At 64.7% G+C, this 20480-nt stretch carries 19 protein-coding genes; 11 read left to right on the plus strand and 8 right to left on the minus strand.

The annotated features are described in order from the left end of the window. Window positions 1-109 precede the first annotated feature (109 nt). From ACSQ23_RS22435 to ACSQ23_RS22465, 7 genes are all read right to left on the minus strand, one after another. Complete coding sequence (locus tag ACSQ23_RS22435) at window positions 110-874, minus strand: SDR family NAD(P)-dependent oxidoreductase (protein ID WP_436091965.1); 765 nt, start codon at window positions 872-874, stop codon at window positions 110-112. Then, window positions 874-2052, minus strand: a complete 1179-nt coding sequence (locus ACSQ23_RS22440) for an aldose 1-epimerase family protein (protein ID WP_436091966.1) — start codon at window positions 2050-2052, stop codon at window positions 874-876. The genes ACSQ23_RS22435 and ACSQ23_RS22440 overlap by 1 nt, the downstream gene beginning before the upstream one ends. Before the next feature lie 11 nt (window positions 2053-2063). Then, on the minus strand, window positions 2064-2396 hold the full coding sequence (locus tag ACSQ23_RS22445) for an L-rhamnose mutarotase (protein ID WP_055999140.1): 333 nt from the start codon (window positions 2394-2396) through the stop codon (window positions 2064-2066). Window positions 2397-2399: 3 nt separating this feature from the next. Then, window positions 2400-3314 (minus strand): carbohydrate ABC transporter permease, encoded by a 915-nt coding sequence (locus ACSQ23_RS22450; protein WP_197421304.1) that lies wholly within the window; start codon window positions 3312-3314, stop codon window positions 2400-2402. After that, entirely contained in the window at window positions 3301-4233 is a 933-nt protein-coding gene (locus ACSQ23_RS22455) for a carbohydrate ABC transporter permease (RefSeq protein ID WP_436091967.1), read from the minus strand. The genes ACSQ23_RS22450 and ACSQ23_RS22455 overlap by 14 nt, the downstream gene beginning before the upstream one ends. Window positions 4234-4306: 73 nt before the next feature. Then, window positions 4307-5578, minus strand: coding sequence for an ABC transporter substrate-binding protein (locus tag ACSQ23_RS22460; RefSeq protein ID WP_055999146.1), 1272 nt, complete (start codon window positions 5576-5578; stop codon window positions 4307-4309). 47 nt (window positions 5579-5625) lie between these two features. After that, window positions 5626-6777: a mandelate racemase/muconate lactonizing enzyme family protein gene (locus tag ACSQ23_RS22465; RefSeq protein ID WP_055999149.1), complete on the minus strand. Its 1152-nt coding sequence runs from the start codon at window positions 6775-6777 to the stop codon at window positions 5626-5628. A gap of 84 nt (window positions 6778-6861) precedes the next feature. Between ACSQ23_RS22465 and ACSQ23_RS22470 the strand changes: the two genes are divergently transcribed. Continuing rightward, entirely contained in the window at window positions 6862-7557 is a 696-nt protein-coding gene (locus ACSQ23_RS22470) for a GntR family transcriptional regulator (protein ID WP_244488470.1), read from the plus strand. A 157-nt stretch (window positions 7558-7714) separates the two neighbouring features. Here the strand turns inward: ACSQ23_RS22470 and ACSQ23_RS22475 are convergent, their stop codons facing one another. Then, on the minus strand, window positions 7715-8368 hold the full coding sequence (locus ACSQ23_RS22475) for a GntR family transcriptional regulator (protein WP_055999157.1): 654 nt from the start codon (window positions 8366-8368) through the stop codon (window positions 7715-7717). Between the two features lie 260 nt (window positions 8369-8628). On the opposite strand from ACSQ23_RS22475, the gene ACSQ23_RS22480 reads away from it, so the two are divergent. From ACSQ23_RS22480 to ACSQ23_RS22525, 10 genes are all read left to right on the plus strand, one after another. Further along, entirely contained in the window at window positions 8629-9744 is a 1116-nt protein-coding gene (locus tag ACSQ23_RS22480; RefSeq protein ID WP_436091968.1) for an ABC transporter ATP-binding protein, read from the plus strand. Between the two features lie 38 nt (window positions 9745-9782). Continuing rightward, window positions 9783-11048, plus strand: coding sequence for an ABC transporter substrate-binding protein (locus ACSQ23_RS22485; RefSeq protein ID WP_436091969.1), 1266 nt, complete (start codon window positions 9783-9785; stop codon window positions 11046-11048). A gap of 70 nt (window positions 11049-11118) precedes the next feature. Further along, on the plus strand, window positions 11119-12039 hold the full coding sequence (locus tag ACSQ23_RS22490; RefSeq protein WP_436091970.1) for a carbohydrate ABC transporter permease: 921 nt from the start codon (window positions 11119-11121) through the stop codon (window positions 12037-12039). Window positions 12040-12046: 7 nt separating this feature from the next. Beyond that, complete coding sequence (locus ACSQ23_RS22495) at window positions 12047-12934, plus strand: carbohydrate ABC transporter permease (protein WP_436091971.1); 888 nt, start codon at window positions 12047-12049, stop codon at window positions 12932-12934. A gap of 51 nt (window positions 12935-12985) precedes the next feature. Next, window positions 12986-14140: an enolase C-terminal domain-like protein gene (locus ACSQ23_RS22500; protein WP_436091972.1), complete on the plus strand. Its 1155-nt coding sequence runs from the start codon at window positions 12986-12988 to the stop codon at window positions 14138-14140. 44 nt (window positions 14141-14184) lie between these two features. After that, entirely contained in the window at window positions 14185-15438 is a 1254-nt protein-coding gene (locus tag ACSQ23_RS22505; RefSeq protein ID WP_055999173.1) for an extracellular solute-binding protein, read from the plus strand. A 124-nt stretch (window positions 15439-15562) separates the two neighbouring features. Continuing rightward, the gene (locus ACSQ23_RS22510) at window positions 15563-16522 is read left to right on the plus strand and encodes a carbohydrate ABC transporter permease (RefSeq protein WP_055882709.1); all 960 of its coding nucleotides are present in this window, start codon (window positions 15563-15565) and stop codon (window positions 16520-16522) included. 4 nt (window positions 16523-16526) lie between these two features. Next, the gene (locus ACSQ23_RS22515) at window positions 16527-17372 is read left to right on the plus strand and encodes a carbohydrate ABC transporter permease (RefSeq protein WP_055999178.1); all 846 of its coding nucleotides are present in this window, start codon (window positions 16527-16529) and stop codon (window positions 17370-17372) included. Window positions 17373-17377: 5 nt separating this feature from the next. Continuing rightward, window positions 17378-18454: an ABC transporter ATP-binding protein gene (locus ACSQ23_RS22520; RefSeq protein ID WP_055883286.1), complete on the plus strand. Its 1077-nt coding sequence runs from the start codon at window positions 17378-17380 to the stop codon at window positions 18452-18454. Between the two features lie 5 nt (window positions 18455-18459). After that, window positions 18460-20355 carry a hypothetical protein gene (locus ACSQ23_RS22525; RefSeq protein WP_436091973.1) on the plus strand — a complete coding sequence of 632 codons (1896 nt, stop codon included), beginning with the start codon at window positions 18460-18462 and terminating at the stop codon, window positions 20353-20355. The last annotated feature ends 125 nt before the right edge of the window (window positions 20356-20480 follow it).

A 20480-nucleotide genomic window follows, 5' to 3' on the forward strand; every position in this document is an offset into this window, starting at 1 on the left:
TCGATCGTGCCAAAGCCACCGGCCGAACACCTCCCCCTTGACGGGGGAGGTTGGGAGGGGGTGCGCCGCCCGCTTGAAACCTCCAGTCAGCACTGCAACCCCTTGCATCTCAATGCATGTACCAGCCGCCATCCACATGGATGGTCTGGCCGGTGACGAAGGAAGCTGCGTCGGAGGCGAGGAACATCAGGATGTTGGCGATATCGGCGGGGGCGCCGCGGCGTTGCAGCGCCTGCGCTTCGTAGATGCGCCTTTCGTAGGCCGGCAGGTCCGGATGGATCTTTTCGGCATCGGTGGGGAAGGCGCCCGGCGCTACCGCGTTGACGGTAATGCCGTGCTTGCCGAACTCGCGGGCCCATGAGCGGGTGAGGCCGACCAGCGCCATCTTCGATTGCACATAGGGCGTCAGGTCCGACCAGCCGCCCGAGATGGTCACCGACGAGATGTTGATGATGCGGCCGCGCTTTGCCGCCTTCATATGCGGCAGCGCCACCTGGACGCAGACGATGCCGGCATCGACATTGATGCGCTGCACCAGCTGCATCTCTTCGATGGTGTAGTCCTCGAAGGGCTTTGAGGGATAGATCGCCGCATTGTTGATGACGACGTCGAAGCCGCCGACCTCAGCCGAGAGTTTCTGCAGCCCGGCGCGCAGCCCGGTGAGATCGGCGAGATCGAGCTTGGCGACAGTAAGCCCCCGGAGGCCTGCCGCCGCCTGGAGCAGCGCCGCAACCTTGTTGGCGTCGTTGTCGATGGCGACGACTTTTGCGCCCGAGCGCAGCAGTTCGAGCGTCGTCTCGAGCCCCAGCCCGCCGGCCGCGCCGGTATAGAGGATGGTCCTGCCCTCGAGAGAGCCGAAGCGATCCGTGCCCATCAGCGTCCCGCAATCTTCAGGTGGTTGCCGGACGGGGCGGGGTACTCGTCTTCGGGCTGGGTGGAGATAGCGCGAATGCGGGCCTCGCTGGCGGCGATCTCGGCCGCACCGTCGAGGATGCGGAAGGTGCTGTCGTAGCGCTTCTCCTCGCCATGCTGCAGCCAGATCATCTCGCCGCGCTCCCGCGCCGCGTTGTTGCCGAGCACGTGGTTGGTCGAGGGCTCGATGCCGAGCGCATATTGCCCGGCCTGCAGGTTCTGCCATTCGTAGAGGCAGGGGAACTGCGCCTTGTCGGTTGCGACCTCGAAGCCCAGGCCGACGCGATCGTTGACCAGGGCAACGAACTGCTTGCCGCCGGCATCGGCGCCGAGCTCGTGCTGCCAGACCTGCTCGTGGAAATCCAGCTTGGGGGCGCTCAGGGTGCGGTAGCCGACGCCCTGTTTGCGATAGGCGTCGCCGGCATGGGCAGCCCAGACCACGTCGCGGATCGGTGCGAGATAGCGCGACCCTTCGTCGAGCACGGGGTGGCCGACATTGATGTGGTAGCAGTACATGTGCGGCGTCTTGTAGAAGCCGTGGTTGACCACCCGATCGCTGATCCGGATTTCCTTGCCGCCGACATCGGCTTCGATGCGACGGATCAAATGCAGGTCTTCGCCGAACACCGCCGATTGCTGCACGATGCCCTCGGCCCACAGCACGCACTCGTCGCCGCGCCACTCCTCGCCATAGCCGGTGAGTTTTGCGGGGATGGTGCCGACGCGGCCGTGCAGCGAGTGGCTGACGGTCGGCTTGGGGCCATAGACATAGCTGTCGGCCGGCACCTCGTTCATGAACAGGATGTGGTCTAGCCCACAGGTGACAAGCAGCCCGGAGAACGAGCGGGCCCAGGCGAGGCCGCCTTCGCCCTCATATTCATGCAGGCCCGGGTGGCGAAAGCCGGCCGGGGAGTTCCAGCCGATCGCCTGGCCCTTGAACTCGCAGTCGGCGATATCGAGGGCGCGGTCGACCAAAGCGGTGAAGCGGAGGCCCGAACCGGTGCGGAATTCGAGCATGCGGATGCCGCGCTCGACCCCATCGCTCAGTTCCATCAACCGCACGCCGGCGAACTGGCTCAGCATGCCCGCCCGCTCGGCGATCTCGCGACGGGTATAGGTCCGGCCGTTGAGCGCAACCATCGGGCGTCTCCTCAGTCGAGATGGTAGATTTCGGGGATCATGCTCCACCACTCGCCGGGAGCGGCGGTTTTCAGCGGCGCCTGGCAAGGGTCGGTGAGCGCCAGCCATTGTTTGGTGATGGCGACCTCGCCGAGCGCCTTCATATCGGCCTCGTAGTCCGACCCGGCATATTCCCAGTAGCCGAACAGCAGCATTTCGGGCTCGCGCAGGTAGATCGAGTAGTTGCGGATATTGGCGGCGCTCAGCGCTGCGTTCATCTCCGGCCACGGCTCGGCGTGCAGGCGCTTGTATTCTTCGAGCTTTTCCGGCTTCACGCCGATCACCATGCCCATGCGCTGGACCATAAACTACTCCTTGGTGCCGCCGGCGGTCATGCCGGAAACGAGGTAGCGCTGCGCGAACAGGAAGACGAGCAGCACCGGGGCGATGGCGAGCAGCGTCGCCAGTGCCAGCGCCGACAGCGTGATGGTGGTCGAAGCCGCATTGGTGGGGTTGAAGGCGGGGACGTTCGAGAGCAGCTCGGCAAGCCCGACCTGGATCGGCGCCTTTCGACCGGGCAGCGTCACATAGGGCAGGAAGTAGTTGTTCCAGTTGCCGGTGAAGCTGAAGAAGCCGACCAGTGCGATCACCGGGGTGGAGAGCGGCATGGCGATCTTCATGAAGACCTGCCACTCGCTCGCCCCGTCAAGGCGCGCCGCCGACAAGAGGTCGCGCGACACCGCGGTCGAGAAGTAGATGTAGGTGAGGTAGACGCCGAACGGATAGAACGAGAAGGGCAGGATGGCTGAAAGCGGGTTGCCGATCAGCCGCACCGCGCTTAGTTCGAGAAAGATTGGCAGCACCAGGGCGGTCGAGGGGATCAGCATGACGATCAGCGTCACCACCAGGAGGAGCTTCCGGCCGCGGAACTCGGTCATCGCCAGGGCGTAGCCGGCGGGGATCGAGATGCAGAGCGTGATCACCAGCGCGGCGACGCAGTAGAACACCGAGTTGCCGATCCAGGTCCAGATCAGCCCGCCCTGGAAGGTCATGAGACTCTGCCAGTTGCTCAGCAGCGTGCCGATATCGCCAAGGGCGAACGGGGCTTCGAGCAGCAGCTGGCGATCGGTCTTGGTCGGTGCGATCAGCAGCCAGAGCAGCGGCACGACGAAGAACAGCGCGAAGACGATGAGGATCAGCACGCCGAAGGCGCGGCCGAGCCAGGCGCCGGGCGTGAGGTCGCGCATGCGGGTGCCGACGATTTCGGAGTTAGGCGCGCTCAAACAGGCCACCCTTGAAGACGAAGTAGATGGAGAGAGCGACGGCGACGGCCAGCAGCACCAGCGAGATCGCCGCCGAACCGTTGAAATCGTTCTGTTTGAAGGCGTAGAGGAAGGCGAGCTGGTTCAGCGAATAGTCCTGCCCGACCACGCCACGACTGGCCTGCGCTAGGACGCGCGGCTCGACGAAGAGCTGGGTGCCGCCGGCAAAGCTCATGATCACCATGTAGGCGATCCACTTGCGCATCAGCGGGATCTGGATCGACCAGGCAATCCGCACCGGCCCGGCGCCATCGACGCGGGCGGCCTCGATGACGTCCTTCGAGATGTTGTTGAGCGCGCCATACATGATGACGATCCAGCCGCCGGCGCCGGTCCAGAAGGCGATCACCGCGAGGACGACCGGAAGGCGGCTGGCGTCAACGGCGCCGACGAAGCTCTCGATGCCCAATGCCTGCAGCAGCCACGACACCGGGCTGACCGTGGGGTCGAGGACGAACAGCCAGAGCATGACGCTCGAGGCGCCGGCCAGCGCGCCCGGGATGTAATAGACGAAGCGCATGGTGCCGGATAACCAGCGCAAGCCAATCGAGTGGACGAGGATGGCGAGGGTCACCACCAGCACGACCAGCAGCACCAGCCAGACGATGATGAAGATGCCGACATGCTCGACCGCCGGCCAGAACCGGTAGTCCTTGAACACTTTGAGGAAGTTGTCGAAGCCGACAAAGGCGCCCTTCTTGGTGAAGGCGAGATAGATGGCGTAGAGCGCCGGCAGGATGCCGAAGGCGATGAGGAACAGCGTGTAGGGGGTGGCGAACAGCACGCCGATACGTCCCTGCGCGCGCTCGACGCTCATGCCCTTTTTCGGGCGCTCGAGGGCGACAGCAGCAGTGGCAGCGCTATTGTCGATCGTGCTCACTTGGCGGCTCCAGGCACTAGACGGACAAGGCCGGGGGCACTTTACGCGCCCCCGGCGAACTCAGGTTTCAGGATCACTCGACGGTGTAGCCGACGACCTGCGCTTCGTTCTTCATTTCCTGCTGCCAGTCGGCCGACAGGTCGGTCATGGTCTTGCCGGCCGCGAGGCCGGGGGTGACGATCTTGGCCCAGGCGGTTTCGGGCGAGAAGTTGGGGTAGCCCCAGCCGTTCCAGACGCTCGAGGCGGCAGCCTGGATGGCGGCCTTGAAGTCGCCGGCATAAAAGCCGCTCGCCGCCTGCGCATCGAGCCAGGCATCGGCCGCCGCCTGGTAGGCCGGCAGGCCGCCGGTCCCCGCGACCTTGGTGTCAGAAGTGACGAACTTGAGGAAGGTCTTCACCGCCTCGGGGTTCTGGGTGTGGCTCGAGGCGTACCAGACGCCGCCACCAACGTTACCGGTGACCGCGGCGCCGTCGGCCCATTTCAGCGGCGGCGCGGCGACCCAGTCGCCGGCCTTGGCGTTGACGCCACCCGGGTTCTGAAACAGCGCGCCCGAGTACCAGGCCGGGCCAGGGATGGCGACGAGGTTGGCGGCGCTGGCGACGAAGCTGGCGCCGAACACGCTGTCGAGCGTCAGGGTCTTGTTGGCCACCATGTGGTCGATGAGGTTGGAGACCTTCACCGCATTCGGCGCTGAGGTGTCGGACTTGAAGGTCTCGCCCTCGAGCTGGAAGATCGGCGCCTCGCCGCTCCAATAGTAGATATAGGGACCCTGGAAGGCGTCGCCGAAGCCGCCGAGGAAATAGCCCGGATGCTCGGCGGCGAGCTTGTCGCCCAGCGCCTGGTACTCTTCCCAGGTGGTGGGGGCGGCGTAGCCGAACTGGTCCAGGAGGGTCTTGTTGTACCAGAACAGCACCGGCGCGAGGTCGTTACGGAGGCCATAGACCTTGCCGTCGACGGTCACCGGGTCGAGCGCGCCGGGGGTGAAGCCATCGAGGAAGGCCTGGTCGAGGAAGCCCTCGTTCAGCACCTGGGCGAAGGCCTGCGCGCCGTTGTTCTCGCGGGCGGCCCAGGCGGCATCGTTGTTCTGGGTCGAGAAGACCACGTCCGGCCAGCCTTCATTGGCCTGGTCGGCGAGGCTGATCTTGGTCTGGAAGGTGCCCGAGGCGCCCGACGAGCCGTCGTCGAGCACCAGATTGACCGGCACTTCCGGATGGGCGGCGATGAACGCCTCGACCGCCGGCTGGCGGGTGGCGTCGGCCCAGACGGTGATGGCACCGTCCTGGGCAAGGGCAGCGCCGGCGACGAGGATCGCCGAGAGCGCCACAGTGGTGCGCAGAAGATTCATAACGAGGTCTCCTCCCTGGATGACTTTGGGGTCGTTAGCTGTTGGCTTCAGGCCGCGCGCTGCGCCTTGGCGACGCGCGGATTGAACGGGGCTTCGCCGAGCTCGGAGCGCGGCAACAGGTTGGGGCGGGCCCACTCGCGGCGGGCGGTTTCGTTCAGCACCAGGCCATGGCCGGGGCGATCCGGGGCGTAGGCCCAACCGTCCTTGATCTCGACCGGCTGGTCGACCAGGTGGTCGAAATTCTGGAACGAGTATTCGAGCCACTGCACTTCGGGCAGGGCGCAGGCGGCATGGATGCCGACCTCGAGGAAGGTGTTGCCGAGGCTGACCGGAATGCCGCGGTCGGCGGCGAGCCAGCCGATGCGCATCACGTCGGTGACCTGGCCGTGCACGTTGAGGATGTCGGTGGCGTCCTGTTCCATCAGCAGGCGCTTGCCGTGGGCATCGAGATATTCGCCCGAGTTGATCAGCGTCCAGTTGGCCGCGTCCTTCAGCATCCTGAGGCCGGCATAATCGTTGCGCAGGATCGGATCCTCGACCCAGAGCAGCTCGTGGCCGGCATCGCGGATGGCGGTGAGCTTGACCAAGGCTTCCTTGGCGCCCCAGGCCTCGTTGCTATCGATCATCACCAGGGCGTCCTTGCGGACCACCTGCTTGAGGATCTTCAGGCGGTTGAGGTCCCAGTCGAAATCCGGGTTGCCGACCTTGATCTTGAAGGCGCGGTAGCCAATCGCGTCGGCATGGGCGAAGAAACGGGCGAACTCGTCGTCCGAAAGGTGGTAGTCGAGGCCCGAGGCATAGGCCTCGACCTTGTCGCGCCGGCTGCCGAGCAGCTGGTGCAATGGCAGGTTCACCTGTTTGGCCGTGAGATCCCACAGCGCGACCTGCAGCGCCTCATGGAAGGGCAGGGTGTAGGCACGCTGGTTGCCGCCACGCGGCCGGCCGACACGATGCACCAGCCCAGCCGGCGGCTGGCCTTCGAGACCGGGCCAGGCTTCCGAGCGGAACACCCGCTCGATCTCGGCCTGATCCGGCAGCGGATAAAACAATGTCTGGATAAACCCCAGCCCGACCGCGCCGGTATCGGCAATCAGTTCGAGCGCCGCTATGTTCACATCGTCGGCGCGGACCTGGCTGTCGCCGATAACGCGGTCGCGGGCAAACTGGAAACGGGTGATGCGGAATTCGGAAATGCGCATAGGCTGGCGATCTCTGATCGACTAACATGAACATCTGATATATCAGACGGTGACGCTAATAGACCAATGAAAGCGGGCGCACAAGTGGCTGTGAATGAGGGTGCCGATATCGGCCTGGCCGAGGCGCAGCCGGGCGGACGGCTGAGCGATCTGGCCTATACGCGGATCCTGGAAAACCTGTTCGACCGGCGGTTGCCGGCTGGGGCCTTCGTGTCGCAGAACGATCTGGTGAAGCTGCTCGGCATCCCGGTGGCGCCGCTGCGCGATGCGCTGAGGACCCTCGAGGTCGAGGGCATCCTCACCATCCACCCGCGCTCCGGCATCCAGTTCGTCAAGCCCGGGCTCGAGCTCACCAAATCGACCTATCAGTTCCGCACCATCATCGAGCGGGCGGCGGTGCGAGCCTTCGCCGAGCAGGGCGACGAGGACCTGATCCGCGAACTGGGCGACCGGCACCGCACCGTGTCCCGCCACATCGAGACGTCAGGCCTCACGGCGGAGACGATGGAGGAGCTCGAGGCGCTGGAGACGCTGCTCCACAACTCGATCATCGCGATCCTCAGGAACGCGCTGATCGAGACCAGCTACCGACGAATGCACACCTATCTCAAGCTGGTGCGGCTCGACCGCAAACTCACCGCGCCGCTGGCGCAGCGCTCGATCCGCGAGCATCTCGAGATCATCGAAGCGTCCGAAGCGCGCGACCCCGACCGCGCCGAAGCGGCGCTGGTGGCGCATTTCAACGCGGCACTGCAGCGGCATCTCGGGATGTTTGTTTAGGGGTGGCTTAGCCGCGACAGACGGCCCCCTCCCATCCTCCCCCATGATGGGGGAGGTGCCCCGCCGGTGTGTTTTGCATGATCTAAGACAGAGCCTCGACTCTTCACCTCCCCCTTCATGGGGGAGGCCGGGAGGGGGCCGTCCCTATCAGTCGGGTTCAGGCCGCAAACGTCCTATGCGTCGAGCCCTGGAAATGCGCTTCCATCGCCGCTATGGCGCCGGCGACGTCGCGCTGCTCGAGCGCGGTGATGACGCGCATGTGCTCGTCGACGGTATCGACCAGGTAGCCGCGGAAGCCGGGGCGGCGGTGGACGCGTTGCGCCATGCGGATGTTTTCCTGCAGGCGCTCGTGCGTATCGAGGATAGCGCGGTTACCGAGCGAGGCGACGATCTCGCGGTGCATGCGGCCGTCGAGTTCGAGGAACGGGGTCTGTGCCGCCTCGAACGGGCTGCCATCGGTGAGGCTGATGCGGCACTTCTCGTGGTTGAGGCGCATGCCGGCGAGCCAGGCGTCGGAGACGGTGTCGCCGAAGCTTTTGAGCGCGAAAATCTCGATCATGATGCGGAACTGGTAGTTCTCGCGGATGAACGCCACCTCCGGGTAGACGATCTTGATGCCGGCGCGCGGCTTGATCTCGACCAGCCCGAATTCCTCCAGCAGCACCAGCGTTTCGCGCAGCGGCGACAGCGACAGCCCGAGCAGCTCGCAGAGTTCGGATTGGGTCACCACCATGCCGGCTTCGAGCGTGCCGTCATTCATCGCCTTGCGGAAGCGGCGGTACCCTTCGTTGTCGTTTCGGACGTCAGACATGTTCACCGGTGAATTGGTCGAGAGGCGTGTTCGCACTTTAGTATATCAACAGGCGTTTTGGAAATCTCAGCAAAATACCAGAGAACACAGGTTTCTGCGGAGCTTTCGAGCTACCAGATTGCGCCTACGGGGCGTGTTGGAGGGCGTTCTGGAGGAGTCGGTGCCTTGACTTGAGATATCATTGCCGCTCAATAATATCTCAACGGAGGGGTCGCATGAAGCTGGTGATGATGTCGCGGTCGACGGGCAGGGGCTGCTAGGTGGCCGCGGTCGAGCTCAAAAACGTGCGCAAGTCGTTCGGAACGGTCGACGTCATCAAGGGCGTGGACCTGACCATCGACAAGGGCGAGTTCGTGGTGTTCGTCGGCGCCTCGGGCTCGGGCAAATCGACGCTCCTCAGGATGATCGCTGGGCTCGAGACGGTGAGCGATGGCGATATCCTGATCGACGGCAAGGACGTCACCTTTGCCGAGCCGTCGGAGCGGGGCATCGCCATGGTGTTCCAGTCCTACGCGCTCTACCCGCACATGAACGTCTACGACAACATCGCCTTCAATCTGAAGCTGGCGCGTTTCGGCAAGGACGAGATCGACAAGCGGGTCAAGGAAGCCGCGCGGATTTTGCGGCTCAATGAGCTGCTCAGCCGTTCGCCGGCGCAGCTGTCGGGCGGCCAACGCCAGCGTGTCGCCATCGGCCGCGCCATCGTGCGCAACCCCAAGGTGTTCCTGTTCGACGAGCCACTGTCGAACCTCGATGCGGCGTTGCGCGTGCAGATGCGGCTCGAGATCGAGCGGCTGCACCGCGAGCTCGGCACCACGATGATCTACGTGACGCATGACCAGGTCGAAGCGATGACCCTCGCCGACCGGATCGTGGCGCTCGATAATGGCCGTATCCAGCAGGTCGGGCCGCCGCTCGATCTCTATGCACGCCCCAACAACCTGTTCGTTGCCGGCTTTATCGGCTCGCCCAAGATGAACCTGTTGCCGGCCAAGGTGCTGAGCGCCGCCGACGGCAAGGCGACGATGGGGCTCGACACCAGCAGCGGAACCAAGGTCGACCTTACGACCCGCGGCGCCAGCGTCGGTGACGCGGTGACGCTCGGGGTGCGGCCGGAGACGCTGGAAGTGGTCGCCGCCGGCGCCGCGATGCCCGCCGGGCTGACCGCGCTGCCGGCGCGGGTCGAGTCGGTCGAGCGGCTCGGCAACATCACATACGCCTATCTCGATGGAGGAACGCCGGAGGTGATCACCGTGCAGGTGATGGGCCATTCCGATCTCCAGCCGGGGCAGGAGGTCCAGGTCGGGCTGCGGTCCGACCAGGTGCACGTGTTCGACGCAGCGGGCGCCGTCATGGCGTCGGCCGTCGGCAGATAAATCCGGCGCGAAAGCCGGACTATACAGGAGGAGAGACTATGCTTCGTACAAGGATCGCCGCGCTTGCCGGCGGCGTCGCGTTGAGCCTGATGGCCGGCGCGGCGATGGCCCAGGATGCGGTGACGCTGAACGTCTGGTCGGACACGCCGCGCCTCACCATGTTCGATCTCTATGACAAGACGCACGACAACGTGACGCTCAACGTCACCACCGTGGCGCCGGCCGACCTGATCGCCAAGATCCAGCTGGCTTTGCAGGCGAAGAGCGAAATCCCCGACGTGATCTTCATGTCGGATATCGGGTACACCGCGCAGCTCTCGACCCGCCGCTCCAACTACCTGCTCGATCTCACCGACAAGGTGCCGCAGGCGCTGCAGGACGAGTTCTACCCGAACGGCAACTCGCCCTGCCATGTGAACGGCAAGCTGCTGTGCATGCGCAACGACCTGGCGCACATGATCGTCTGGTACGACAAGCCGGCGATGGAAGCGCTCGGCAAGGCCGTGCCGACCACCTGGGAAGAATTCCAGAAGCTCGGTGAAGAGCTGGCGCCGCAGGGCCTCAGCCTCGGCACCGGCGTCGAGGCGTTCCCGCTCTACTCCATGCTGGTCTCCGACGGCTGCGACATGGTGATGCCGGTCGAAGGCAAGGAAGACACCGTCAAGATCGACCTCACCACCGACAAGTGCCTGAAGCCGGCCAGGATGGTCGATGCGATGCTGGCCAATGGCAGCCTGACCAAGGTCGGGCCGTTCGAGCCGGATTTCGTGGCGCTCGCCAAGGGCGGCAAGATTCCGCTGATGATCGGGCCGACCTGGTTCGGCGAATATGTGATCAAGCCGACCTATGAATGGCCGGCCGGCAAGCTCGCCGCGGCGCTGCCGCTGAAGTGGGACGACCAGAGCCAGCCGCTGACCTGGAGCTGGGGCGGCGGCACCTATGGCGCCTGGAAGGACACGGCGCATCCGGCCGAGGCGGTCGACCTCGTCGTCTGGATGTCGACCGACATCGCCAACCAGACCGCCGCGGTGACGCTGCCGGGGCACCGGCCGTCGGCCGAAGCCTGGGGCGCGCGTCTCGCCGCTGACGCGTATTACGCCGATCCGAACGTCTTCAAGGTGGAAGCCGATGCGGCGGCGTTCAGCCATCCCGGCTATGTGAGCCTCCGCTTCTCGGTCAGCGACGCGATCGCGAAGGTGGTGGTGCAGCCGCTTTCGAGCGGCGGCACGGTGGAAGGCGCCCTGCCGGCGCTGCAGACCGAGCTGACTAACCTCGCCAAGCTCAACGGCTACCAGGTCGAATAACGAACAGACCGGACGCGTCCTGACGGGCGCGTCCGGTTCATGACGCGGGGCAGCAATGAGCGCTACGGCAATGGCATCGGATGTGAGGGCGGCTGCGAGCGATCGCGCCCGCAAGGAAAAGCAGAAGGCACGGCGCGATACGCGCATGTCGTATCTGCTGCTGGCGCCTTACCTGCTGCTGCTGCTGATGTTCGGGCTGTTTCCCATCGCCTACGCCTTCGGGCTCAGCTTCTTCGACACCATCGAAATGGTGTTCTGGGGTGTCACCAACTACCAGTTCGTGTTCGACGATTTCCGCGTGCCGGCGAGCGTCGTCAATGTGCTGGCCTTCGTCGCCATCTGGGTGACCATCACCATGATCGGCGTCGCGGCTTTGTCGCTGATGCTCGACAGCATCAATCGCAAGACCGCCAATACGCTCAGGACCATCTATTTCCTGCCCGGCGCCGTCACCTCGTCGGCCATCGTGGTGCTGTGGCTGTTCGTGCTCGACCCCTCGGTCAGCCCGTTCCAGCCGGTGCTGCACAGCTTGGGCTGGGGCACGCGCGCCGACGTGATCTCGGGTATCGGGCTCGCAGGGGTGTTCGCCGTGATGGCGTATTTCTCGGCCTCGGGCGGCTGGATCGTGGTGTTTGGCGGGGCGCTGTCGAGCCTTCCCACCGAAGTGATGGAGGCGGCGCGCATCGATGGCGCCAACCGCTTCCAGCTCGCCACCCGGATCAAGCTGCCGATGATCTGGCGCTCGCTGGTGCTGATGGGAATCCTGAGTTTTGCCGGCGGCTTGCAGCTGTTCGTCGAGCCGCAACTGATGGGGCTCGCCGGGCCGCAATTCGCGCAGAACGACTGGTCGCTGAACCAGATGGCGTTCCAGTACGCCTTCCGGATGGGCGATTTTGGCGCCTCGGCGGCGCTCAGTACACTGCTGGTCGGCTCGTCGATCGTCATCGCGCTGGTGATCGTTTTTGCCACCAAATTCTACAAGATCGATTGAGGGCGGAATGAGCAGCAGAACCGCACCGATGCGCCTCAACCTCGGCCGTTTCGTCGTCTTCGCGACGCTGGCCTTCGCGGTGTGCTTTTACGGCATTCCGCTGCTCTGGCTGTTCATCGCCGGCACCCGCTCGGAAGCGTCGCTGCTCACCGATCCGCCGTTTGCGCTGGGCACCTGGGAAGCGTTCAGCCGCACCTGGACCAATCTCACCACCTACAACAACTTCCAGATCCTGACCTGGGTCGGCAATTCGCTGATCTATTCGGTGGGCGGCGTGCTGCTGTCGCTGATCGCCTCGATCCCCGGCGGCTATGCGCTGGCGCAGTCGGAGTTCCCGGGCCGCAAGCTCATCCTGACGCTGACGCTGATCGCCATGATCACGCCGTCGACCGCCGTGGTGCTGCCGATCTTTCTCGAATTGAACCTCCTCGGCCTCAGCAACACCTATGCCGGGCTGATCCTCGCGAGCGGCTTTTTCCCGTTCGGCGTCTATCTCACCTATGTCTACTTCTCGACCTCGCTGCCCAAAGGCGTGATGGATTCCGCCCGGGTCGATGGCGCCAACCGGTTCCAGCTGTTCACCCGCATCGCGCTGCCGCTGGCCCGGCCGATCATCGCGCTGGTGGCGTTCTTCAGCTTCCTCGCCATCTGGTCGAACTACTTCCTCGCCTTCGTGCTGCTCAGCGACGACAAGCTCTACAACCTGCCGGTGGGGCTGACGGCGCTGGTGAGCGGCTCAGGCGCGCTCAGCAACCTGCCGTCCAACGATGTGCCGATCAAGAAGCCGGAGGTGGTGCTCGCCGCCATCCTCGTGGTGCTGCCGGTGCTGCTGATTTTCATGGCCGCGCAGCGGTTCGTACGCTCCGGCATGCTGTCGGGCGCGGAAAAGGGTTAGCGGCCAGGTCCTGCCTGGGCTGGCCGCCAAGCATCTATTTAGGAGGATTGAATGAAGATCACGGGGTTCACGGCATGGCTGGTCGAGCACGAGCCGGGACCGAAATTCATCTGGCGCGACGGCATTCCCGGTTCGCACGGTGACATTCCGCGTGGCTCCAAGCCGCATAAGGCGGTGATCCGCATGGAGACCGATGCCGGAATCGACGGCGTCATCGAGATGGGCCGCGGCGAGGCGGTGATCGACCTGGTGCGCCGCCGCTACCACGAGTTCATCGGCGAGAACCCGCTGCTCACCGAACGGATGTGGCGGCTGATCTGGGAGATCGACCGGATCGAGGAGATCCACATGCGGCACCTCGGCATGCTCGACATGCTGTGCTGGGACGTCAAATCGCAGCACGCCAAGATGCCGATCTACCAGATGCTGGGCGGCGACAACCGGGTGGTGCCGGCCTACGCCTCGACAGTCACCTGGCCGACGATGGACGAGTACGAGCGCTACATCAAAATGAGCCGCGATGTCGGCTTCAAGGCGTTCAAGCTGCATGCCTGGGGCGGCCCGGTGAAGCGCGACATTGAGCTCTGCAAGAACCTTCGCAAGTGGGTCGGGCCCGATGCGGACCTGATGTTCGACGGCTCGGCCGGCTGGGACTATGTCAACGCGCTGGAGTTCGGCAAGGCGATCCAGGATCTCGGCTTCCTCTGGTACGAGGAGCCGATGCGCGAGTTCCATCTCGGGGCCTACACCAAGCTCTGCGAGAAGCTCGATATCCCGATCCTCGCCGCCGAAACCTCGGACGGCGTACATGGCAACATGGCGACCTGGATCGAGAACAAGGCGCTCGACATGACGCGCGTCTCGACCTTCTACAAGGGCGGTTTCACCGGCTCGATGAAGGTGGCGCATCTGAGCGAAAGCCACGGCATGCGGGCCCAGGTGCATGGCATGGGGCTGGAGAACGCGCAGATCTGCGCCGCCATCTCGAACAACGACTATTATGAGCAGCTCGTGATGAACGAGGAGCAGATCAAGGGCCTCGACAAGCTCGGGCCGCTCGCGATCGTCGATGGCGACCTGACGGTCAGCGACGAGCCGGGCATCGGTTACGAGTTCGACTTCAAGAAACTCGACGAGACGGCCCTGACGAAGGTCTCAGTCAGCGAACGGTTGACGCCGCGTGGGGCTGAGGTACCATGGCACTGATATATCAGATTACGTAACTGAGCTATCATTGGGAGGAGAGACTTATGACGGCCAAGTTCGATAGACGATCAGTCCTGAAGCTGGGCGGCGGTATGCTGGCCGCTTCGGCGCTGCTGCCGCACCAGGCGTTCGCCCAGCAGACGGCGATCAACTACTGGCACACCTTCACCAGCCAGTCGGAAGCTGCAGGGTTGCAGGCGGTGCTCGACCTGTTCAAGGCCGCGCATCCCGACGTTGCAGTGACGCCCGAGAACATCCCCAATCCCGAGTTCATGGCCAAGATCACCGCGGCCGTGGTCGGCGGCAGCCGCCCGAACGTGACGATGGTTTCGTCCGAGCGCTTCGAGGACCTGCTCGCCATGGGCGCGCTCAGCGACATGACCGACCGCATTGCCGGCTGGGAGCGGCGTGGCGACTTCGACGACAAGCGTTTCGCCTCGATCACCAAGGACGGCAAGACCTATGGCGTGCCGGGCTTCACGTTCGTCGACTGGGGCTACTATCGCAAGGACTGGTTCGATGAAGCCGGCCTTGCCGCGCCGACCACCTATGACGAGTTCCGCGATGCGGCGATCAAGCTGACCGACGCGTCCAAGGGCCGTTTCGGTTTCGGCTTGCGAGGCGGCCCCGGCGGCCAGAATTTCGTGGTCAACGTCATCGAAGCGTTCGGCTCGCCGGTGAAGAAGGAAGACGGCACCATCGGGCTCGACCGCGATATCGTCGTCAAGGCGCTCGACTGGTATGCGGGGCTGCTGGTCAAGGACAAGGCCGTGCCGCCGAGCGCCGCCAATGATGGCTTCCAGCAGGTCATCAGCGGCTTCCAGACCGGGCAGACCGCGATGATCTGGCACCACACCGGCTCGTATCAGGACATTGCGAGCAAGCTGAAGCCGGGCGTCGAATTCGGCACCTTCGCGATGCCGGCTGGCCCGGCAACCCGGGTGGCGCGCCTCGCCTACGCCTATAACTGCATCACCAACGACGAAAACGCCGACGCCGCCTGGGAATGGATCAAGTTCTGGGGCGAGCCGGATGCCGCCGTCGCTTTCCTCGAGAAGACCGGCTACATGCCGGCCTCGACCGTCGCGGCGCAGGACCAGCGCATCGTGGGCAACCCGATGTACAAGGCCGCCGCGGATACGCTCGGCTTCGGCATCCCGCAGCCGAGCTTCCCGGGTGCGGCCGGCTGGGCGCAGAACACCGTGCTGCCGGCGCTGCAGCAGATCCTGATCGGCCAGGCGACGCCCGACCAGGCTGCCGATCAGATCATCGAGGGGCTGGCTGCGGCCATCGCCTGATCCCTGGCGGCCGGTGCAAGCCGGCCGCCTTCTCCCCCGACCCGATCAACGCCAAGTCTAAGTTGTCGCGCTTCCGAACCGGAAAAGTCTGCAACTTTTCCTGGAAGCCCTCCAAGGAGCCCCGATGAGCCGAGGCCGTGCCATGGCTGCCCTGCCGCCACCGCGCTCCACCTGGGACGCGATCAATCCGCTGCGGCTGCTCGGCGAGCTCTCCGAGACGCGCTACTGGATGTATCTGCTGCTGCTGCCCAGTGCGCTGCTGATCACCGCAATCGTGCTGTTCCCCACCGTTTACGGCTTCCAGCTGAGCTTTACCGAGATGCGGCTCAACCGGCCGGCTGGCAACGGCGCGTTCGTCGGGCTCAAGCACTACCAGCGCATGCTGGCCGACCCGATCTTCTGGCTGTCGCTGCGCAACACCGCAGTGTGGGTGACCTTCTCGATCCTCATCGAGTTCGTTGTCGGCCTCGTCGCCGCGCTGGCGCTCAACCGCAACCTGTGGGGCGGCAAGGTGCTGGCGGTGCTGATCCTCGTGCCCTACTTCCTGCCCAACGTGGTGGCGGGCAACATGTGGGCCCTGATGCTCGACAGCCGGGTCGGCGTCATCAACGACATTCTCGTCAATATCGGCCTTCTCCAGGAATACAAGGCGTGGTTTGCCGACCCCAACACGGCGATGGCAACGGCGATCTTCGTCGAGGCCTGGCATAGTTTTCCGTTTTTCACGCTGCTGATCATGGCGGGCCTCAAGGGCATCCCAACCGATCTCTACAAGGCGGCCGATATCGATGGGGCAGGAGCGTTTGCGCAACTGCGGCTGATCACACTGCCAATGCTGCGCACCATCATTGCGGCGGCGGTGATCCTGCGCGTCATCGGCCTCGTCAACTCACCGGATCTGCTGCTGATCCTGACCCAGGGCGGGCCCGGACGGTCGACGCAGGTGCTGTCGCTCTATGCGTTCCAGAACGCCTATTCGGATTTCAACTTCGGCTATGCGGGCGCGCTGTCGGTGGTGATGTTCGTACTGCTGATGCTGTTTGCCTGGGCCTATATCCGGCTCAGCAAGGTCAACCAGGACTAGCGCCATGGCCCAGACCCGCTCCGGCTCCAACCTCATCTGGAACATCCTCAGCTACGCGGTGCTGATCCTGCTCGCCGTGCTCAGTATCGGTCCGCTGCTCTGGATGCTGCTGACCTCGTTCAAGGTCGAGGACGACATCGTGACCCGCACGATGGTGTATCTCCCCACCCGCTTCACGCTCGAGAACTACATCAAGCTGTGGAACCAGTCGGGCTATCCGGTCCTGGTGATCAACAGCCTCGTCACCACCACGCTGACGGTGGCGATCTGCCTGTTCACCGGCACCATCGCCTCATACGCTTTCTCGCGCTTCAACTTCCCCGGCCGCACGCCGCTGATGCTGGGCTACCTCGTGGTGCGCATGTTTCCGGCGGTGCTGATGATCATCCCGCTGTTCATCGTGATGCGGAACCTCGGCCTGTTCGACACCAGCCTCGGCCTCGCCGTCGCCTATACCAGCTTCCTCCTGCCGCTGTTCGTCTGGATGCTGAAGGGCTTTTTCGACGCGGCGCCGACGGAACTCGAAAGTGCGGCACGGATCGACGGCTCGACCCGCATCGGCGCGATGTTCCGCATCGTCATCCCGATCGCGCGGAATGGGCTCGTCGCCACCTGTGTGTTCGTGGCGATCGCCGCATGGAACGAGTATCTGTTCGCCCTGATGCTCACGTCCAGCACCGGCTCGCGCACCTGGCCGGTCGGGTTGCAGCTGATGGTCGGCGAGTTCCAACTGCCCTGGGGCATGCTGGCCGCCGGCGGCATCATTTCCATCATTCCAGTGATTGTGCTGTTCGCCCTCGTGCAGCGCGTCATGGTTGCCGGCATCACCGCCGGCGCAGTCAAGGGTTAGTGCCGATGGCCACTCTGTCGATCAAAGGCGTGCGCAAGAGTTTTGGCGCGGTCGAGGTGCTGAACAATATCGACATCGAGGTCGAGGACGGCGGCTTCCTGGTGTTGCTGGGCCCATCGGGGTGCGGAAAATCGACGCTCCTGGCGATCATTGCCGGGCTCGAGCCGAGCTCGGGCGGCGACATCCTGATCGGCGACAAGAACGTCAACGACGTGCACCCCAAGGACCGCAACATCGCCATGGTGTTCCAGTCCTACGCGCTCTACCCGACCATGCCGGTGCGCCGGAACATCGGCTTCGGGCTCGAGATGCGGAAGGTCGACGCGAAGGAGCGTGAGGCGGCGGTGCAGCGGGCGGCGGAGCTGTTGCAGATCGAGCACCTGCTCGACCGCAAACCGGGGCAGCTTTCGGGCGGGCAGCGGCAGCGCGTCGCCATGGGGCGGGCGATCGTCCGCAACCCCGACCTGTTCCTGTTCGACGAGCCGCTGAGCAACCTCGATGCGAAGCTCCGGGTCGAGATGCGGACCGAGATCAAGCGGCTGCACGACCGGCTCGGCACCACCACGGTCTATGTGACGCACGACCAGGTCGAGGCGCTGACGCTCGGCACCAAGGTGGCGGTGATGAAGGGCGGGGTGATCCAGCAGCTCGCCGACCCCGAGACCATCTATGACCGGCCGGCCAACATGTTCGTCGCCGGCTTCATCGGCTCGCCGACAATGAATTTTCTCACGGGCATGCTGGAGCACGGCGATGGCGGGCTGGTGCTGCGCCACGCCGCCGGGTCTCTCGCACTCGTCGGGCTGGAGCAGGACGTGGCGGCGTTTGTCGGTCGTGAAGTGGTCGCGGGCATCCGGCCGGAGACACTCAACGCCGGGCAGGGCGCGGCGGGACTTCAAGGCATCGTCGATGTGGTCGAGCCGACCGGCCCGGACACCATGGTGATCGTCAGCGTCGGCGGGCAGCTGCTTACGGCGCGGCTCGGGCCCAAGGTGCGGCCGAAGCCGGGCGATACGCTCAACCTCAGCGTCGACACCGCCGCCATCAACCTCTTCGACCCCGTAACGGGCAACCGGATCTAGCCAGCATGAGCAGCGCCTCCAGCACGCCGTCGATCGAGGCGGCCGATATCCTCCCCTTGCCCGAATGGGCGCTGCTGCAACGGCAGATCTTCGCAGTGCTGAACGAGGCGGCGATCGAGTTCGCCGACCGCTACACCCGGCCTGACGGGACGCTGATCTGGCGCGATCGCTGGCCGGGCATGGATGGCTCGGACGACCCCTATGAGGGGTTCATGAACATGCCGCTGTTTTACGCGCTGGGCGGCTCGGATGAGGTGTACAAGCGCTCGCGCACCATCTGGGACGGCATCACTTGGCAGTGGACCGAGTACGGGCAGATCCATCGCGAGTACGACGCCTATTACGACTGGATGCACCACGGCGAGAGCAACCTGTTCTTCTATTTCTTCGGTCTCGCGGATCCGGCCGTGCCCAAGGACCGCCAACGTACCCGGCGCTTCGCCGGCTTCTACAATGGCGAGGATGCCCAGGCTGAGAACTGGGATGCGGAGCGCAAGCTGATCCGCTCGCCGATATCAGGCAGCCGTGGCCCGCGCTTCACGCAGACGGCGGAAGACTGGTCGACGCATCGCGAGATCCTCGATGACTACCTGCCGCCCTTCGAGGATCTGCCGGGGATCGACAAATACGGCATGAAGACGCCGTGGTCGGACGATGCGACCTATGCCGAAATCCTCACCCGCATCAACCTGCGGCAGTCGCGTGGCGACGTGCCGCTCAACCTCGGCGCCACCTCGCTGATGACGCATGCTTTCGCCTATACCGGCGAGGAAAAGTACCGCGCCTGGGTGCTCGATTATCTCGCGGCCTGGGAAGAGCGCACGGCGCGCAATGGCGGGATCACGCCCGACAATATCGGGCTCTCAGGCGAGATCGGCGAATACAATGACGGCAAGTGGTGGGGCGGCTATTACGGCTGGCGCTGGCCGCACGGTTCGTTCTCACTGCTCGAGCCGCTTTGTGTCTCTGGCGTCAATGCGGCGGTCCTGACCGGTGACATGGCGCATCTGCAACTGGCGCGTTCGCAGCTCGACATGCTGTGGGGGCTCAGGCGCGAGGAGGGCGGCCAGCAGCTGGTGCCGAACCGGCACTATGACGAAGGCTGGCGCGACTATCGCCGTTTCCACCCGATGTACGGGGTGTACCTGTGGAACGTCTCGATGGCCGAGGAGGACGCCGAGCGGGCCGAGCGCGGCTGGGCCGGTGACCTGTTCGACGCGGTGAACCCGGCCTATCACGGCTATGGCAAGACCAATGGCGGCCATATGGGCTTCAACGGCAATACCGCGCAGTGGTTCAGGTTCATGCGCGGCAACGACCCGGGCTATCCCGAGGCGGTGCTGAAGGCCGACCTCCAGACCATCACTGAGCAGATCGCCAACTATCGCAAGGCCGAGAATGATCCCGAGACGATGGATCACTACCGGGAGTCGATGACCATCCATATGTGGCAGCAGCTGACGCCGATGGTGGTGGAAGCGCTGACGCAGCTGACGCTGGGCGGGCCGATGCACGTCTATCACGGCGGGCTGCAGGTGGCGCGGTTCCGCTATTTCGACGCAGCCGGCAAACGCCCGGGCTTGCCGCAAGGCGTCGCGGCTTTGGTCGATGGGCTCTCACACGACGGCGCGACGCTGACGCTGGTCAACACCGACGCCGTGCATGCGGCCGAGGTGGTGATCCAGGGCGGGGTGTTCGGGGAACACAACATTACGTCTGTGCAGCTCGGCGATGCCGCGCCGGCGGTGGTCAGCGGGCGGTGGCTTACCGTGAAGCTCGCAGCCGGCGCGACGGCGCGGCTGACGCTGGGTATGCGGCGGTTTGCCAATGCGCCGAGCTATGACACGCCGTGGGTACGGGCCGCGGATGGGCCGGCGGTGTTGCTGGGGCGGGAGGAGTAGCGCCAGCAACATCGTGCGCGCTGCACACCCCACCCCATCCCTCCCCGTCAAGGGGAGGGTGCCCGCTGGTGGCCATGGCGGGATCCAGCCACAAACTGGATGCCACCTCCCCCTTGACGGGGGAG

It is taken from the genome of Devosia sp. LjRoot16, assembly GCF_964252795.1.
Classification (GTDB): Bacteria; Pseudomonadota; Alphaproteobacteria; order Rhizobiales; family Devosiaceae; genus Devosia_A.

What these genes read in the sequence shown, in the direction of transcription:
- ACSQ23_RS22485 (WP_436091969.1), top strand. Translation starts at nt 9,783, where the DNA reads ATGCTTCGTACAAGGATCGCCGCGCTTGCCGGCGGCGTCGCGTTGAGC.
- ACSQ23_RS22435 (WP_436091965.1), bottom strand. Translation starts at nt 874, where the DNA reads ATGGGCACGGATCGCTTCGGCTCTCTCGAGGGCAGGACCATCCTCTAT.
- ACSQ23_RS22500 (WP_436091972.1), top strand. Translation starts at nt 12,986, where the DNA reads ATGAAGATCACGGGGTTCACGGCATGGCTGGTCGAGCACGAGCCGGGA.
- ACSQ23_RS22495 (WP_436091971.1), top strand. Translation starts at nt 12,047, where the DNA reads ATGAGCAGCAGAACCGCACCGATGCGCCTCAACCTCGGCCGTTTCGTC.
- ACSQ23_RS22505 (WP_055999173.1), top strand. Translation starts at nt 14,185, where the DNA reads ATGACGGCCAAGTTCGATAGACGATCAGTCCTGAAGCTGGGCGGCGGT.
- ACSQ23_RS22490 (WP_436091970.1), top strand. Translation starts at nt 11,119, where the DNA reads ATGGCATCGGATGTGAGGGCGGCTGCGAGCGATCGCGCCCGCAAGGAA.
- ACSQ23_RS22515 (WP_055999178.1), top strand. Translation starts at nt 16,527, where the DNA reads ATGGCCCAGACCCGCTCCGGCTCCAACCTCATCTGGAACATCCTCAGC.
- ACSQ23_RS22445 (WP_055999140.1), bottom strand. Translation starts at nt 2,396, where the DNA reads ATGGTCCAGCGCATGGGCATGGTGATCGGCGTGAAGCCGGAAAAGCTC.
- ACSQ23_RS22440 (WP_436091966.1), bottom strand. Translation starts at nt 2,052, where the DNA reads ATGGTTGCGCTCAACGGCCGGACCTATACCCGTCGCGAGATCGCCGAG.
- ACSQ23_RS22520 (WP_055883286.1), top strand. Translation starts at nt 17,378, where the DNA reads ATGGCCACTCTGTCGATCAAAGGCGTGCGCAAGAGTTTTGGCGCGGTC.
- ACSQ23_RS22525 (WP_436091973.1), top strand. Translation starts at nt 18,460, where the DNA reads ATGAGCAGCGCCTCCAGCACGCCGTCGATCGAGGCGGCCGATATCCTC.
- ACSQ23_RS22460 (WP_055999146.1), bottom strand. Translation starts at nt 5,578, where the DNA reads ATGAATCTTCTGCGCACCACTGTGGCGCTCTCGGCGATCCTCGTCGCC.
- ACSQ23_RS22510 (WP_055882709.1), top strand. Translation starts at nt 15,563, where the DNA reads ATGAGCCGAGGCCGTGCCATGGCTGCCCTGCCGCCACCGCGCTCCACC.
- ACSQ23_RS22465 (WP_055999149.1), bottom strand. Translation starts at nt 6,777, where the DNA reads ATGCGCATTTCCGAATTCCGCATCACCCGTTTCCAGTTTGCCCGCGAC.
- ACSQ23_RS22475 (WP_055999157.1), bottom strand. Translation starts at nt 8,368, where the DNA reads ATGTCTGACGTCCGAAACGACAACGAAGGGTACCGCCGCTTCCGCAAG.